Source organism: Microbaculum marinisediminis (genome assembly GCF_025397915.1).
Taxonomy (GTDB): domain Bacteria; phylum Pseudomonadota; class Alphaproteobacteria; order Rhizobiales; family Tepidamorphaceae; genus Microbaculum; species Microbaculum marinisediminis.
On the sequence record NZ_JALIDZ010000002.1, the window covers coordinates 340,407 to 354,090 of the forward strand.

General features: G+C 68.4%; 13 protein-coding genes. 3 read left to right on the forward strand and 10 right to left on the reverse strand.

The features are described 5' to 3' along the window. Position 1: 1 nt before the first annotated feature. The 3 genes from MUB46_RS04870 to MUB46_RS04880 form a co-directional block, all read right to left on the reverse strand. Positions 2 to 1,402: a sensor histidine kinase gene (locus MUB46_RS04870; RefSeq protein WP_261614754.1), complete on the reverse strand. Its 1,401-nt coding sequence runs from the start codon at positions 1,400 to 1,402 to the stop codon at positions 2 to 4. A 49-nt stretch (positions 1,403 to 1,451) separates the two neighbouring features. Next, positions 1,452 to 2,132 carry a response regulator transcription factor gene (locus MUB46_RS04875; RefSeq protein WP_261614755.1) on the reverse strand — a complete coding sequence of 227 codons (681 nt, stop codon included), beginning with the start codon at positions 2,130 to 2,132 and terminating at the stop codon, positions 1,452 to 1,454. Between the two features lie 121 nt (positions 2,133 to 2,253). Then, positions 2,254 to 3,789 carry a Do family serine endopeptidase gene (locus MUB46_RS04880; RefSeq protein WP_261614756.1) on the reverse strand — a complete coding sequence of 512 codons (1,536 nt, stop codon included), beginning with the start codon at positions 3,787 to 3,789 and terminating at the stop codon, positions 2,254 to 2,256. Positions 3,790 to 3,970: 181 nt separating this feature from the next. Between MUB46_RS04880 and MUB46_RS04885 the strand changes: the two genes are divergently transcribed. Both MUB46_RS04885 and MUB46_RS04890 read left to right on the forward strand, forming a co-directional pair. Then, entirely contained in the window at positions 3,971 to 4,324 is a 354-nt protein-coding gene (locus MUB46_RS04885) for a type II toxin-antitoxin system RelE/ParE family toxin (protein ID WP_261614757.1), read from the forward strand. A gap of 4 nt (positions 4,325 to 4,328) precedes the next feature. Then, entirely contained in the window at positions 4,329 to 4,628 is a 300-nt protein-coding gene (locus tag MUB46_RS04890) for a helix-turn-helix domain-containing protein (protein WP_261614758.1), read from the forward strand. Positions 4,629 to 4,649: 21 nt separating this feature from the next. Here the strand turns inward: MUB46_RS04890 and MUB46_RS04895 are convergent, their stop codons facing one another. Further along, positions 4,650 to 5,870, reverse strand: a complete 1,221-nt coding sequence (locus MUB46_RS04895) for a bifunctional alpha/beta hydrolase/OsmC family protein (RefSeq protein ID WP_261614759.1) — start codon at positions 5,868 to 5,870, stop codon at positions 4,650 to 4,652. A gap of 177 nt (positions 5,871 to 6,047) precedes the next feature. On the opposite strand from MUB46_RS04895, the gene MUB46_RS04900 reads away from it, so the two are divergent. Next, positions 6,048 to 6,845 carry a methyltransferase domain-containing protein gene (locus tag MUB46_RS04900; protein WP_261614760.1) on the forward strand — a complete coding sequence of 266 codons (798 nt, stop codon included), beginning with the start codon at positions 6,048 to 6,050 and terminating at the stop codon, positions 6,843 to 6,845. 74 nt (positions 6,846 to 6,919) lie between these two features. On the opposite strand, the gene MUB46_RS04905 is transcribed toward MUB46_RS04900, so the two are convergent. From MUB46_RS04905 to MUB46_RS04930, 6 genes are all read right to left on the reverse strand, one after another. After that, entirely contained in the window at positions 6,920 to 7,375 is a 456-nt protein-coding gene (locus MUB46_RS04905) for a cytochrome c-type biogenesis protein (protein ID WP_261614761.1), read from the reverse strand. A 5-nt stretch (positions 7,376 to 7,380) separates the two neighbouring features. Then, positions 7,381 to 9,360, reverse strand: coding sequence for a heme lyase CcmF/NrfE family subunit (locus MUB46_RS04910; RefSeq protein WP_261614762.1), 1,980 nt, complete (start codon positions 9,358 to 9,360; stop codon positions 7,381 to 7,383). A gap of 193 nt (positions 9,361 to 9,553) precedes the next feature. After that, entirely contained in the window at positions 9,554 to 10,000 is a 447-nt protein-coding gene (ccmE, locus tag MUB46_RS04915; protein WP_261614763.1) for a cytochrome c maturation protein CcmE, read from the reverse strand. A 57-nt stretch (positions 10,001 to 10,057) separates the two neighbouring features. After that, the gene (gene ccmI / locus MUB46_RS04920; RefSeq protein ID WP_261614764.1) at positions 10,058 to 11,182 is read right to left on the reverse strand and encodes a c-type cytochrome biogenesis protein CcmI; all 1,125 of its coding nucleotides are present in this window, start codon (positions 11,180 to 11,182) and stop codon (positions 10,058 to 10,060) included. Positions 11,183 to 11,459: 277 nt separating this feature from the next. Continuing rightward, entirely contained in the window at positions 11,460 to 12,905 is a 1,446-nt protein-coding gene (locus tag MUB46_RS04925; RefSeq protein ID WP_261614765.1) for a hypothetical protein, read from the reverse strand. Positions 12,906 to 13,078: 173 nt separating this feature from the next. Next, the gene (locus MUB46_RS04930) at positions 13,079 to 13,546 is read right to left on the reverse strand and encodes a glycine zipper 2TM domain-containing protein (protein WP_261614766.1); all 468 of its coding nucleotides are present in this window, start codon (positions 13,544 to 13,546) and stop codon (positions 13,079 to 13,081) included. Between the last annotated feature and the right edge of the window lie 138 nt (positions 13,547 to 13,684).

A 13,684-nucleotide genomic window follows, 5' to 3' on the forward strand; every position in this document is an offset into this window, starting at 1 on the left:
CTCAGGCGCCGGTCATCTTGCCGCTGCCGGCGGGCAGATCGAGAATGGCGCGCAGGCCCGGCTCGTTGTCCTCGAACCGCAGCTCGCCGCCATGCAGGCTGGCGACGGCGGCGACCAGCGCCAGGCCGAGACCCGCCCCGGGGGCCGAACGACTTTCCTCCAGCCGGGCAAAGCGCTCGACGACCTTGTCGCGCAGTTCGGCGGGGATACCGGGGCCGGAATCGGCGACGGCGATCTGGGCGCGGTCGCCCTGGCAGCGCACGGACACGGATATGTCGCGCCCGCCCGCCTCCGCCGGAGCGTATTTCAGGGCATTGTCGACCAGATTGGCGATGGCCTGGCCGATCAGCTCGCGGTTGCCGTGGATCTCGGCCTTGCGCGATGCCTCGACGGTGAGCGACTGCCCCTCTTCCTCAGCGACCGGCTCGTAGAGCTCCACCACGTCGCGGGCGACGTCGGAGAGATCGACGGTGGCGAAGCTGGCCCCGGCCGCCCCGGCCTCGGCGCGGGCGATCATCAACAGGGCGTTGAACACGGCGATCAGCCGGTCGGATTCCTCGATGGTCGTTTCCAGCGCCTCGCGGTAGCTCGCCTCCGTCGGCTCGGCGCGCAGCGCCGCCTCGACGCGGCTGCGCAGGCGCGTCAGCGGGGTCTTCAGGTCGTGCGCGATATTGTCGGAGACTTCCTTCAGGCCGTGCATCAGCCGCTCGATGCGGGCGAGCATGGCGTTGAGGCTTTCGGCCAGGCGGTCGAACTCGTCACCGGAGCCCGACAGCGCCATGCGCTGCGACAGGTCGCCGGCCATGATGGTGCGGCTGGTCTCGGAGACGGCGTCGATGCGCGCCAGGATGCGGCGGGAGACGTAGTAGCCGCCGCCGACGCCGAGCACGACCATCAGCACCACGCCGAGCAGCGTCGAGCGCCAGATGATGTCCTGCAGGCGGCGGCGCTCCTCGATGTCGCGGCCGACCAGCAGCCGGAAGCCGCCGGGCAGAAGGAACACGCGGACGATCGCCTCGTGGTTGGACCCGACCCCTTCGTTGAAGCGCTCGTACCGGATCCGCACCGCGTCGTCCTCTTTCCAGACCTGGAGGGGAACGCGGGCGACGTTGCCGGTGAGCCGGTTGCCGTCGGGATCCTCGAGCAGGTAGAGCGAACTGGACGGGTTGCCGGTGCGCTGGTCGATGACCTGGATGAGGCGCAGGACGCCGCCGATGCGGTACTGCTCTGCCAGCCCCTGAACCTCGGCGTCGATGGTATCGATCAGCTGGCGGGAGAAGATGACCCAGGTGTTCCAGGACAAATAGGCGATCAGAAGCCCGGCGAAGACGGCAAACACCGCCAGGTAGACCAGCGACAGCCGGAAGGCGGTCGATCTGAGGAGCTTCAGGGCTTCGAACATGGCAGGCCCTTGAAGCACCCGGACGCGGCCCCGCGCAAGAGCACGGTCCTCAAATCTCGCCTTCGCGGATCATGTAGCCGGCGCCGCGCACGGTGTGCAGCAGCGGGGCGGCGAAGCCCTTGTCGATCTTGGAGCGCAGCCGCGACATGTGCACGTCGATGACATTGGTCTGCGGATCGAAGTGATAGTCCCAGACGTTCTCCAGCAGCATGGTGCGCGTCACCACCTGGCCGGCATGGCGCATCAGGTATTCGAGCAGGCGGAATTCGCGCGGCTGGACCGGAATGGTGGTGCCGCCGCGCTGGACGCGGTGGGCGAGCCGGTCGAGCTCGAGGTCGCCGACCTTCAGCACCGTCTCCACCTCGGCGGCGCCGCGGCGGCGGCCGAGCGCCTCGACGCGGGCGACCAGTTCGGAGAAGGCGTAGGGCTTGGCGAGATAGTCGTCGCCGCCGGCGCGGAGGCCCTTGACCCGGTCGTCCACCTCGCCGAGGGCGGAGAGGATCAGCACCGGTGTGGAGTTCTGCGTCTCGCGCAACTCCATCACGACGGACAGGCCGTCGCGCTTGGGCAGCATGCGGTCCACCACAAGCACGTCGTAGCTGCCGTCGCGGGCGAGTTCGAAGCCTTCCTCGCCGTCGCCGGCGAGGTCGACCGTGTGACCGGATTCGCTGAGGCCCTTGGCCAGATACTGGGCGGCCTCGCGGTCGTCTTCGATAACGAGAATCTTCATCGGGGCCAGTTGTAGCGCATGGGCGGGGAAAACGGCAGGCCGGTCAGACCGGCCTGCCGTCCGGGACGGCATTGCGGCGGGGGCGAGAGGAGACCGCACCGTCCCGTTCCTTCGACCCGACCTAGGCCTTGCGCAGCGACAGCGCTACGAAACGCTCGCTGTCGCCGGACTTGACCCTGAGCAGAACCGCCTTGCGGCCCTTCTCCTCGGCCTTCTCGACCGCTTTGGTTAGGTCGGCAGGATCCTTGATGTCGGCGCCGCCGGCCTCGACGATCACGTCGCCGGCCTGCAGGCCCTTGCGGGCGGCCTCGCCGTCCGGATCGACCTCGGTGACGCGCACGCCACCCTCGTCGGCGGGAGCGAACACCAGCCCGAGCTTGTCGTTCTCGACCTCACCCGAGGAAGACTGTTCGGGCGCGAGCGAGGCGACGCGCTGCTTCTCGACCGGCTGGGCGCCGAGCTTGACCGACAGGTCGACGGTGTCGCCGTCGCGCCAGATCACCAGCTCCGCCTCGTCGTCGGGATCGAGGTCGCCGATCTTGCGGGCGAGATCGCGGGCATCCTCGACCGGCTTGCCGTTCACCGACAGGATGACGTCGCCGGAGCGGATGTCGGAGTCGCCGGCCGGACCGGTGTCGAGGATCGAGGCGATGATCGCGCCTTCCGGCTTGTCGAGGCCGAGGCTGTCAGCGATGTCCTGGCTGACCGGCTGAATCTGGACGCCGAGCCAGCCGCGGCTGACGGCACCGGTCGCCTTCAGCTCCTCGATCACCGGGACGGCGATCTCGGCGGGGATCGCGAAGGCGATGCCGACATTGCCGCCGGAGGGCGAGAAGATGGCGGTGTTGACGCCGATCACCTTGCCGTCGACGGAGAAGGTCGGACCGCCTGAATTGCCGCGGTTCACCGGCGCATCGATCTGGATGTAGTCGTCATAGGGACCGGAGCCGATGTCGCGGCCGTTGGCCGAGACGATGCCGGCAGTCACCGTGCCGCCGAGGCCGAACGGATTGCCGACGGCGACGACCCACTGGCCGACGCGGGCTTCGGCGTCGGCGAACTCGACATAGGGCAGATCCGTGTCGGCCTCGATCTTGAGCAGCGCCAGATCGGTCTTCGGATCGGTGCCGATCAGCTTGGCCTCATACTCGGTGCCGTCCTTGGTCGTGACCGTGATCTTCTCGGCCTCGCCGGCGACATGGTTGTTGGTCACCACGTAGCCGTCATCGGAGATGATGAAGCCGGAGCCCTGCCCCATCCGCTTCGGACCCTTGGGCTGGCCCTTCCTGGCGTCGGGACCGCTCCCCGGACCGCCGCGGCCGAACTGATCCTCGAAGTCCTTGAAGAACCGGCGGAAGGGATGGTCTTCGGGCAGGTCCTTGAAGTCGGGCATGCCGGGCGCGTCGGTCATCGCCATCTTGGCGTCGCGGCCTTCAACCTCGACGCTGACGACGGCCGGGCTGACGGCCTCGACCAGGTCGGCGAAATCGTAGGTCTGGATCGGCTGCACCTTGGCGCTGACGTTTTCGGCAGCGGCGTGCTCCGGGTTCAGGAGCCCGGTGCCGGCCGCGGTGCCGACGATCGCCAGAGCCGCCGTTCCGGCCATCAGGGCCGACCGGATCCGCCGGGGCGCCCTATCGGAATTGAACTGGGGCATAGTGTCTCTCCTCGTGACAAACTTTGCGCGGGTCTTTCGATCCCCCCGCCTTCACGAGGAATATGGGCTGCGTCGCCTTACAGCCGCCTGTCGGGCGGATTAAATATCGGTAAGGTTGGGGACCGATGCCGAATAGTAAGTTCCCCTTGATAAACTACGGAATTTCCGTAGTATTCACTGCGTGCATACAGTCGTCGGAACCGCCCCCTATCTCGGAGCCGCCAAAGACGCCGGTATGAGTGATGAGGAGCGACGGGCTGTTATCGACACCCTGGCTTCGGAGCCGCAAGCGGGCGATCTGATGCAAGGCACTGGCGGATGCCGAAAGGTAAGGGTCGCCGGCCGTGGAAAGGGCAAAAGTGGCGGATATCGTGTGATCAGCGTCTACGGCGGGCCGGATATTCCGGTCTTCCTGCTCACGGTGTTCGGCAAAGGCGAGAAATCGAACCTGACAAAGGCCGAACGAAACGCATTGGCTAAACTCACGGAGACCCTGTTCCGCACCTATCGGGAACGGACCGGGAAAGGCAGATAGGACTATGTCCAAGCGCGCATTCGATAAAATCAAGGCGGGACTGGAGAACGCGATCGCCATCTCCGAGGGAAAGGTGGATCCGGAGTGCTATCGCGTTCACGTGCCCGAGGAAATCGACGTCAAGGCGATCCGCAAGCAGCTACGGCTGACGCAACAGGCGTTTTCCGACCGGTACGGCTTCAGCTTGGCGCGTTTGAGAGACTGGGAACAGGGCCGTTCACGCCCGGACAGTGCGGCACGGGCCTACCTGAAAGTCATCTCTCAGGAGCATGAGGCGGTGGAGCGGGCCCTCCGAGCAGCCTGATAGATCGGGCTTTCAGCCTCCTCACTCGTCGAATTTGGTCACGATTGCGCTGCGGCCGTCCAGCGTGCGGTGAACCGGGCACTTGTCGGCGATCTCGAGAATCTTGGCGCGGTCTTCCGCGCTGTAGTCGCCCTCCACCGTGATGTGGCGCTCGAACCGGTCGATCTTGCCGACGAAGCCCTCCGCGCAATCCTGGCAGTCGTCGGCGTGCACCTTGCCGTGGGTGACGCTGACCGTGACCCGGCCGAGCGGCATCTTCTTGCGGTCGGCATACATGCGCAGCGTCATCGAGGTGCAGGCCGCCAGCCCGATAGACACGAAATCATACGGCGAGGGGCCGGTGTCGGTGCCGCCGACGATCACCGGCTCGTCGGCGAGCATGCGGTGCGGGCCGGCGTGGACGAATTGCTGGAACCGGCCTTCGCCGGATTCCATGACGGTCACGCCGCTTTCGTGCGAGACGACCTCGGCGGCCGGTCCGATATCGAGATAGCGGGCGACCCAGGCGGCGATGATCTCTGCGGCGAACACGGCGTCGCCGCGCCGGGTGAGCAGATGGTCGGCGCCGTCGAGCGCGACGAAGCCCTTGGGGTGCTTCGCCGCGTCGTAGATCTGGCGGGCGTTGTCGATGCCGACCACCTCGTCGGTCGGCGAATGCAGGACCAGCAGCGCCCGACGCAGGGCGCCGGCCCTGTCGAGCAGGTTCTGGCCGCGCACGTCGTCGAGGAACTGCTTGCGGATCGTGAACGGGCGCCCGCCGAGCGTGACGCACGCCTCCCCGTCCTCCTCGATGCGGTCGATATCGGCGGCGAAGTTCTTGACGACATGCTCGGTGGAGGCCGGGGCGCCGACGGTGACCACCGCCTTGACCTCGGGGATCTCGCCGGCGGCCATCAGCACCGCGGCCCCGCCGAGACTGTGGCCGATCAGGATCTTGGGCGCCTCGTAGGTCCGGCGCAGCCAGTCCGCCGCCTTCACCAGGTCCTGGACGTTGGAGGAGAAGTCCGTGTTGGCGAATTCGCCCTGCGAGGAGCCGAGGCCGGTGAAATCGAACCGCAGCACGGCGATGCCGCGCTTGGCGAGCTCGGTCGAGATGCGCGCCGTCGCCGGCTGCTCCTTGGAGCAGGAGAAGCAGTGGGCGACGATGGCGAAGGCATGGATCTCGCCGGCTGGCAGATCGAGCCGGGCCGCGAGCGCGTCGCCAAGGCTTCCGGTGAAGGTAACGGGCTCTGCGAGGGGCATGGCGGCTCTTTCCTTTTGCATTCGTACCAGTCGATACTGGCAGGTAACCACCTGACCGGCCGATGACAAGGGCGTCCGTGACCAGCCCATGCCGGAAGCCAGACGCCTGGCCGGTCCGAAGGAATTCCGCCCCTGTTCGCGCCCCGGCACGATCGTTGCCGCCATCCGGGAGGTCCTATGCCCACCGACAAACCCGACCTCTGGGGAGCCACCGACACCTATGAGAACTACATGGGCCGGTGGAGCAGGAAGATCGCACCGATCTATCTCGACTGGCTTGGTATCGACGGCGGGAAAAGCTGGCTCGATGTCGGTTGCGGGACCGGAGAACTGTCCGCGGTGATCGCAGGCGCGTGCGATCCGGAAGAACTGCACGGCATCGACCCGGCGCAGCCGTATGTCGATTTTGCGAGAACACGGGTGCCCGCGGCGGCGTTTTCGGTCGGCAGCGCGATGCGGATCGAGGAACCGGACGACCGTTTCGACGTGGCCGTCAGCGGCCTGGTGCTCAACTTCGTTCCCGACAACGCCCGCGTCATTTGCGAAAAGGCCCGGGTCGTCCGGCCCGGCGGCACCGTCTCGGCCTATGTATGGGACTACGCCGGCCACATGCAGATCATGCGGTACTTCTTCGATACGGCCATCGACTTCGATCCGGCCTCCGCCGACTACGACGATGGCATCCGCGCCCCGATATGCAGGCCCGCCCCCCTCGCCGGGGCGTTCCGGACCGCCGGCCTGCAAGAGGTCGCCGTCGAAGCCATCGACATCGCGACGCCCTTCGAAACGTTCGACGACTACTGGGCGCCGTTCCTCGGCGGAACGGGGTCGGCCCCGAAATACTGCATGTCCCTGAACGAGGATACGCGCAACGCGATCCGGGACGCCGTCCGGGCAAAGCTGCCGACCGGGCCGGACGGCGAAATCCTCCTGGCGGCGCGGGCCTGGGCGGTGAAGGGGATCGTGCCGGACTGATCGGGGGCTTGCGGCGGGACGGGAGGTGGCGGAACGGGAGGCGCCAGAATGGGAGGTATCGGGCCGCCGGCGCTTTAGTCCTGCGCCTCGAGCAGCGCCTCGATGCGCCGTTTCTCGTCGTCGGTGAGACTGGCCGGATCGGCGCGGCGGCGGCGGGCGGCGACGAACACGCCGATCGCGCCGAAGACGAGCAGCACCACCGGCGCCGCCCACAGGATCAGCGTATGGGCGGAAAGGCGCGGATTGAGCAACACGAACTCGCCGTAGCGGTCGACGATGTAGTCGACGACCTGGCGATCGCTGTCGCCGGTCTGCAGCCGCTCGCGCACCAGGATACGAAGGTCGCGGGCGAGCGGGGCATCGGAATCGTCGATCGACTGGTTCTGGCAGACGAGGCAGCGCAGCCCCGCCGAGATGTCGCGCGCGCGCGCCTCCAGCTTCGGATCGTCGAGGATCTCGTCGGGCTGGACAGCCGCGGCGGGACCGGCAAGCGCGGCGAAGACGGCAAGGGCGAGAACAAGGCGGCGCATGGGACCTACTCCGCCGGGACCGGAGCCCGCGCGCGGGCCCGACGCGGCGCGCCGACCCGCAGGCGCCGGTCGGACAGCGACACCACGCCGCCGACGGTCATGAAGATGGTGCCGAGCCAGATCAGCGTCACCAGCGGCTTGTAATAGGCGCGCACGGCGACCGAGCCGTCGCCGCTGCCCTCGCCCAGCGAAACGTAGAGCTGGCTGAAGCCCATGGTGCGGATGCCGGTTTCCGTCGTCGGCTGGCCGCTGGCCAGGTAGACGCGGCGGGTGGGATTGAGCACGCCGATCTCGGCGCCGCCCCTGCGCACCGTGATATGGCCGACCTGGTCGCGGTAGTTCGGTCCCTGGAACGGCGAGAAGCCGTCCAGGGTGAGCTCGTATCCGGCGACGTCGATCGTGTCGCCAGGCTTCATCGCGACGATCGTCTCGGTCTCGTAGGCCGTCACCGCGACGATGCCGATGACGGTGACGCCGACCCCCATATGGGCGAGCGCCGTTCCCCAGGCCGAGCGCGGCAGGCCGGCGGCGCGGCGCAGGCCGGTGGCGAGCGGACTGGAAAACAGCTTCGAGCGAAAGGTGATCTCCGAGATCGCGCCGAGGATCAGCCAGGCGCCGATGCCGATGCCGACCGGGGCCAGCACGGGGCCGCCATAGGCGTAGGCGTAGGCGCCGATCATGACGGCGAGCGCGATGCCGGCGGCGACCATCAGGCGCTGCGTGGCGGCATAGAGATCGCCGCGCTTCCAGGCCAGCATCGGCCCGAACGGCACCGCGATCAGCAGCGGCACCATGATCGGGGCGAAGGTCGCGTCGAAGAACGGCGGGCCGACCGAGATCTTGTCGCCGGTCACGGCCTCGAGCGCCAGCGGATAGAGGGTGCCGACCAGGACCACGCCGCAGGCAGCCGTCAGCAGCAGGTTGTTGAGCACCAGCGCGCCCTCACGGCTGATCGGGGCGAAGACGCCGCCGGTCTGCAACGATCCCGCGCGCCAGGCGAACAGCGTCAGCGCCCCGCCGACGGCGAGGACCAGGATGGCGAGGATGAACACGCCGCGGGTCGGGTCGGAGGCGAAGGTGTGGACGGAAGTCAGCACGCCGGAGCGCACCAGGAAGGTGCCCAGCAGGCTCAGCGAGAAGGTCAGGATGGCGAGCAGGATCGTCCAGATCTTCAGCGCGTTGCGCTTTTCCATGACGATCGCCGAGTGCAGCAGCGCCGTGCCGGCGAGCCAGGGCATGAACGAGGCGTTCTCGACCGGGTCCCAGAACCACCAGCCGCCCCAGCCGAGCTCGTAGTAGGCCCAGTAGGAGCCCACCGAGATGCCCAGCGTCAGGAAGCACCAGGCGGCCAGCGTCCACGGCCGCACCCAGCGCGCCCAGGCGGCATCGACGCGCCCCTCGATCAGCGCGGCGACGGCGAAGGAGAAGGCGATCGAGAAGCCGACATAGCCGCCGTAGAGTAGCGGCGGATGGATCGCCAGTCCGACGTCCTGCAGGATCGGATTGAGGTCGCTGCCCTCCGCCGGCGGATTGAGAATGCGCAGGAACGGGTTGGAGGTGCCCAGGATGAACAGCAGGAAGACCGCCGCGATCCAGGCCTGCACCGACAGGACGGTCGCGCGCAGGGTATCGGGCAGGTTGACGCCGAAGAGCGCGACCAAGGCGCCGAAGAAGGCGAGGATCAGCACCCACAGGACCATAGAGCCCTCGTGGTTGCCCCACACGCCGGAAATCTTGAACAAGAGCGGCTTGGCCGAATGGGAGTTCTCCCAGACGTTGACCACCGAGAAGTCGGACTGGAGATAGGCGACCATCAGCATCAGGAAGGCCACCAGCACGAGGAGGAACTGGCCGACGGCCGCCGGCGGCGCCACCGACATCAGCGCCTGATCGCCGCGCCGCGCGCCCCACAGGGGCAGCACCGATTGCACCAGCGCCAGCGCGAACGCCAGAACGAGAGCGTAATGGCCGATCTCCGGAACCACGGCTATTTCCCTTCCAGGTTGGCGGCAATCCTCGCAGCGCCACCTGGAGCCTGTCCAGGGCGCATCCCAGGGCGCATCTTCGACTTCGTCGTCCGTTCGCGCGCGACTGTGCCGTCGCTTGTCCCCGTCGCCACCAAAGCCCCTATCGCGGCTCGGATGGCGGCCCTGGGGCGGCGGGCGCGGACGGTCCCGTTCACTGGGCCTGCTCCTCGCCCATCCAGTGGCCGTCCTGCTTGAGCGCGTCGGCGACCTCGCGCGGCATGTAGTTCTCGTCGTGCTTGGCAAGCACGGTGTCGGCGACGAAGACCCCGTCCGCGCCGATCGCGCCTTCGGTGACCACGCCCTGCCCTTCACGGAACAGGTCCGGCAGCAGGCCGGTATAGACCACCGGCATCACGTTGGCGGTGTCGGTGACGGTGAAGCGCACCGTGGTGCCGTCCATGCGCTGGACGCTGCCGTCCTCGACGAGGCCGCCGAGCCGGATGCGCTTGCCCGGCGCCGTCTTGTTGGCGATGACGTCGCTGGGACTGTTGAAGAAGACGATATTGTCCTGGAACGCCGCCAGCATCAGCCCGACGGCGGAAAACAGGACGACGCCGGCCACGCCGATCAGAACCAGGCGACGCTGCTTGCGGGTCATTCGCGTTTCAACCTCTCTATCCGCCTCACGACCAATATTGCGACGTCATGGCGGCGCTCACGTGCTTCCGAGCCCGAGCGACCTGACCGCGTCGTCGATCCGGCCGGCCGCCGCCGCGTCGTCCGGGAAATTTTCCCGCGCCGAAGCCAGGGCCTCGCGGGCCTTGTCGGGGTCGCCCAGCACAACATAGGCGCGCGCCAGCCTCAACCAACCCTCGAGATCCTTGCCGTCCTCGGCCAGGCGGCCGGCCAGACGCTCGACCATGCCGGCGACCATCTGGCCGCGATCTTCGGCCGACATATCCTGGGCGGCGGCAATGTCCTCGGCACTGGGACCTAGGGCGCTGGGATCTGGGGCATTCGGGCCGTCCAGCGCCGCCAGCCGCTGTTCCACCGTCGCGCGCCACGGCGCACCGGCCGGGGAATCCAGCAGAAGCGCACGCCAGAGCCGTTTCGCCGTGTCCGTATCGCCGTCCTGTTCGGCCGCGATCGCGACGAAGTACCGCGCCCTCGGCATCCTCGGATCGAGCTTCAGCGCGCGGGCGAAGGCGGCACGCGCCTCTTCGCTGACGACGCCGTCGCGGGCGGTCACGAGCGCCTCGCCGTAGTCGGCCTCGCGCTCCGCGGTCGAGCCGAGCAGCCGCAGGGCATTGGCGTAGGCGTTGACGGACTCGTCGAAGCGGCCGAGCCGCATGTAGACCGGTGCCAGCACCTCCCAGCCGCGCCCGTCCTCAGGTTCGTTCGCAAGGTGGTCCTCCACGCGGGCGATCAGGATCTCGACGTCCTGCTCCTGCGGCGGGCGCTCCATGCGCGCCGACAGCGGCTGGCCGGGGAGATTGGGGGAGCCGAGCACGAGATAGGTACCGAGGCTGATGGCCGGCACCAGCACGATGACGGCCGTGACCGCCGCCCGCGATACCGGAGCGGCGCTGACCCGCGCGTCCCGGGCGGCCCGGTCGGCGGCCAGAAGCCGGCGGCCGACCTCGGCGCGTGCTGCCTCGGCCTCGGAGGCATCGATCACGCCGCGCGCAAGATCGGCGTCGATTTCGCGCAACTGGTCCTTGTAGACGGCCAGATCGGACTCCTGCCCGCTCCGCGCGGGCGAGCGGCCTCGCGTCAACGGCGCCAGCACCGCCAATATGGCGACGCCGGTCATAACCGCGAAAACCACCCAAAGGACCATAGGTGCGCTCCGTCCGGGGGCGGAAGGGGTCCGCCCGACGATGCCTAGATAGCGCGTCGTCACCGTTTTGCGAAACCGCAAAACCGTCGCACCGGCGTAACAATCGCGTGGGTCAGCTATCGCGGGGGAATGCGGAGACGGGATGGAGCGGGTCGCGAGCCCGGCCCCGCCGGGCCCTGGGGCGGTGGATCAGTGTGCGGCGGATCAGGCGTGGGGGATCAGGGCGTAGGAGATCGCGGCGTGGGCGATCGGGCCGTGGGAATCGAGCGTGGGCGGGTCAGGCCGCGGCGGAGGCGTCGCCGGCCTCGCCGTCCGCGTCGTCTTCTTCGTACAGATCGAAACGGCTGGGCACGGGGCCGGCGGCATCGCCGGAGCGCTTGAGCAGGGAGGCGTAGGTTTCGCCGAAGACCACGGTGTTGATGCGCACGGCGACGTCGAGATCGCGGCGCGCGGCGGCCAGCGCGCTACCGCTCGACTTGCGGATGTCGTGGAGGATCGCGGCATTCGCCGCCTCGACAAATGTCTCGACCTGGCCGACCACGGAGCCGAGCAACGCGTTGACGGCGAGCTCGCCGCGATAGGGCTTGAGCGCGACCATGAGCCGCACCGCGTGTTCGGCGTCCTGGATGTCGTCCTGGGAGGCGGCGGCGGGCTCGCCGTCGCGGCGGCGCGGCCGCATCGCGCGGCGCACCGCGCCGGGAATGGTCTGGACCTCGGCCGACAAGATCTCGGAGGCGCGCTTGCGCTGGTCGGTAAGGCGCCGCAGCCAGCCGGTCGCGTCGTCCAGCTCGATCGCGACGCCGAGGCCGTTGGCGAGGGTGTAGAATCGCTTGATCGCCACCAGGAGCCGGTCGAACTCGCTCGGGCGGCCCATATGGGCGGCGATCCGGTCGGCGGCGAGCTCCACGTCGGTCAGCACGATCTCGGCGCAGGGCGCGAAGCGGCTCTCGACAAGCCGGCGGCCCTGGTCGGTGTCCTCGTACTCGGTGAGGATGCGGATGATCTGGGCGGGATGGGCAAGACGGCGATAGACCGGCAGGAGCAGATAGAGCAGATCGCCGTCCGCATCCCGGGTCCGATGCACGATCTTCGCGATCAGATCGTCGTCGACATCGTCGATCGTCGCCGGCAGCCTGGCGACGACCTTGTTGATGCGCGCCTCGAGGCGCATCACCGTCACGATGTCCCGCAGGTCGTCGAAGCCGCGCTGGCCATCAAGCTGCATGGCGAACTTCATCTGCCCGCGCGGATCGTCGGCCACCTCCGCCAGGGCTGCCTCGATGACGGGCACGATGTCGGCGCGCAGGCCCGCCATGATGCCCGCGGCGCGTTCGTCGTCGCCCGCAAGCAGGGCCGCGTTGGCGTCCGCGGTCGCCCGGTGCAGGGCCGCGCCGATCGCGTCCTGGCGCTGCAGCCAGCGCCACAGCGCATCGAGCGACTGGCGGGCGATGATGCCCTCAAGCTTCCGCGAACCGACTTCGTCCACCAGGAACGGCTCCAGCGGCTCGCTGAACACCCGTTCCGGCGTACCCGATCGCCTGGCTTGCGCCGTTTCGGCCCGCATGACGCCGCGCAGCAGGTCGAGGACGACCTCCTGGGCCGCGTCGGCGCCGCCGTTCAGGCGCTGTGCCTCGATCTCGCTGACGAGCTTCGCGCGCAACCGCGGCGACAACGTCGCGAGATAGGATTTCACCTGCTCCAGGGCCTGAGGGTCGGCGGTCATGCTTGACGTCCGTTCGCGCTTCCACGCGCCGGTTGGGGTAACACTTCGGCGGCGAATGGTGGGCGGAGCGGCTTAAGAAAGGCTGAAACACCCTTCGCTGAGGGCAAAAAAGGGGAGGCCAGGCCTCCCCTTTTTCCGATTCCGGCCGGCGGATGCCGTCAGGCGACAGCCTGTCAGGAAACGGTCTGCCAGGTGCCGTCGGGCATACGGCAGGCGGTGCCGCGGCCGACTTCCGGCTGTCCGTTGATGTAGATGGTGTGGGTGTAGTCCCGGCAATCCTGGCCACCGCGCTGGAAGGGCGCGCCGGGGACGACCTCGCCATAGACGTCCTGGTCGGGCTCGCGCCAGACCACCGGCGTGTTCGGCGGGCCGTACTGCAGCGCCTGGTATTCGGCCTCCATGGCGCGGCGGCGCGCGTCCTCGTCGACGGAGGCGCCGATACGGTTGCCGATCAGGCCGCCGACGGCGACGCCCGCCACCGTGGCCAGCGCCCGGCCGCCGCCGGAGCCGAACTGATTGCCGATGATGCCGCCGGCGGTCGCGCCGACCACGGTGCCGAGCGTCTCGCCGCCGCGATCGCCATTGCAGGCGGCGACGGACAGGCCGAGCGCCGCTACGGCGACGAACTTCGCTAGATGCATTTCTGTTTCTTCCTCATCATGTGCCAGCGGTGCAGCCCTGCGCGCCGGTCGTTTGGGCAATAGGCGACGCCCCGCGAACGTCGGATGCCGGACCTTGCGGCGAAATGGGGCGGAACGATGGCTTTCGGGGCGATCATG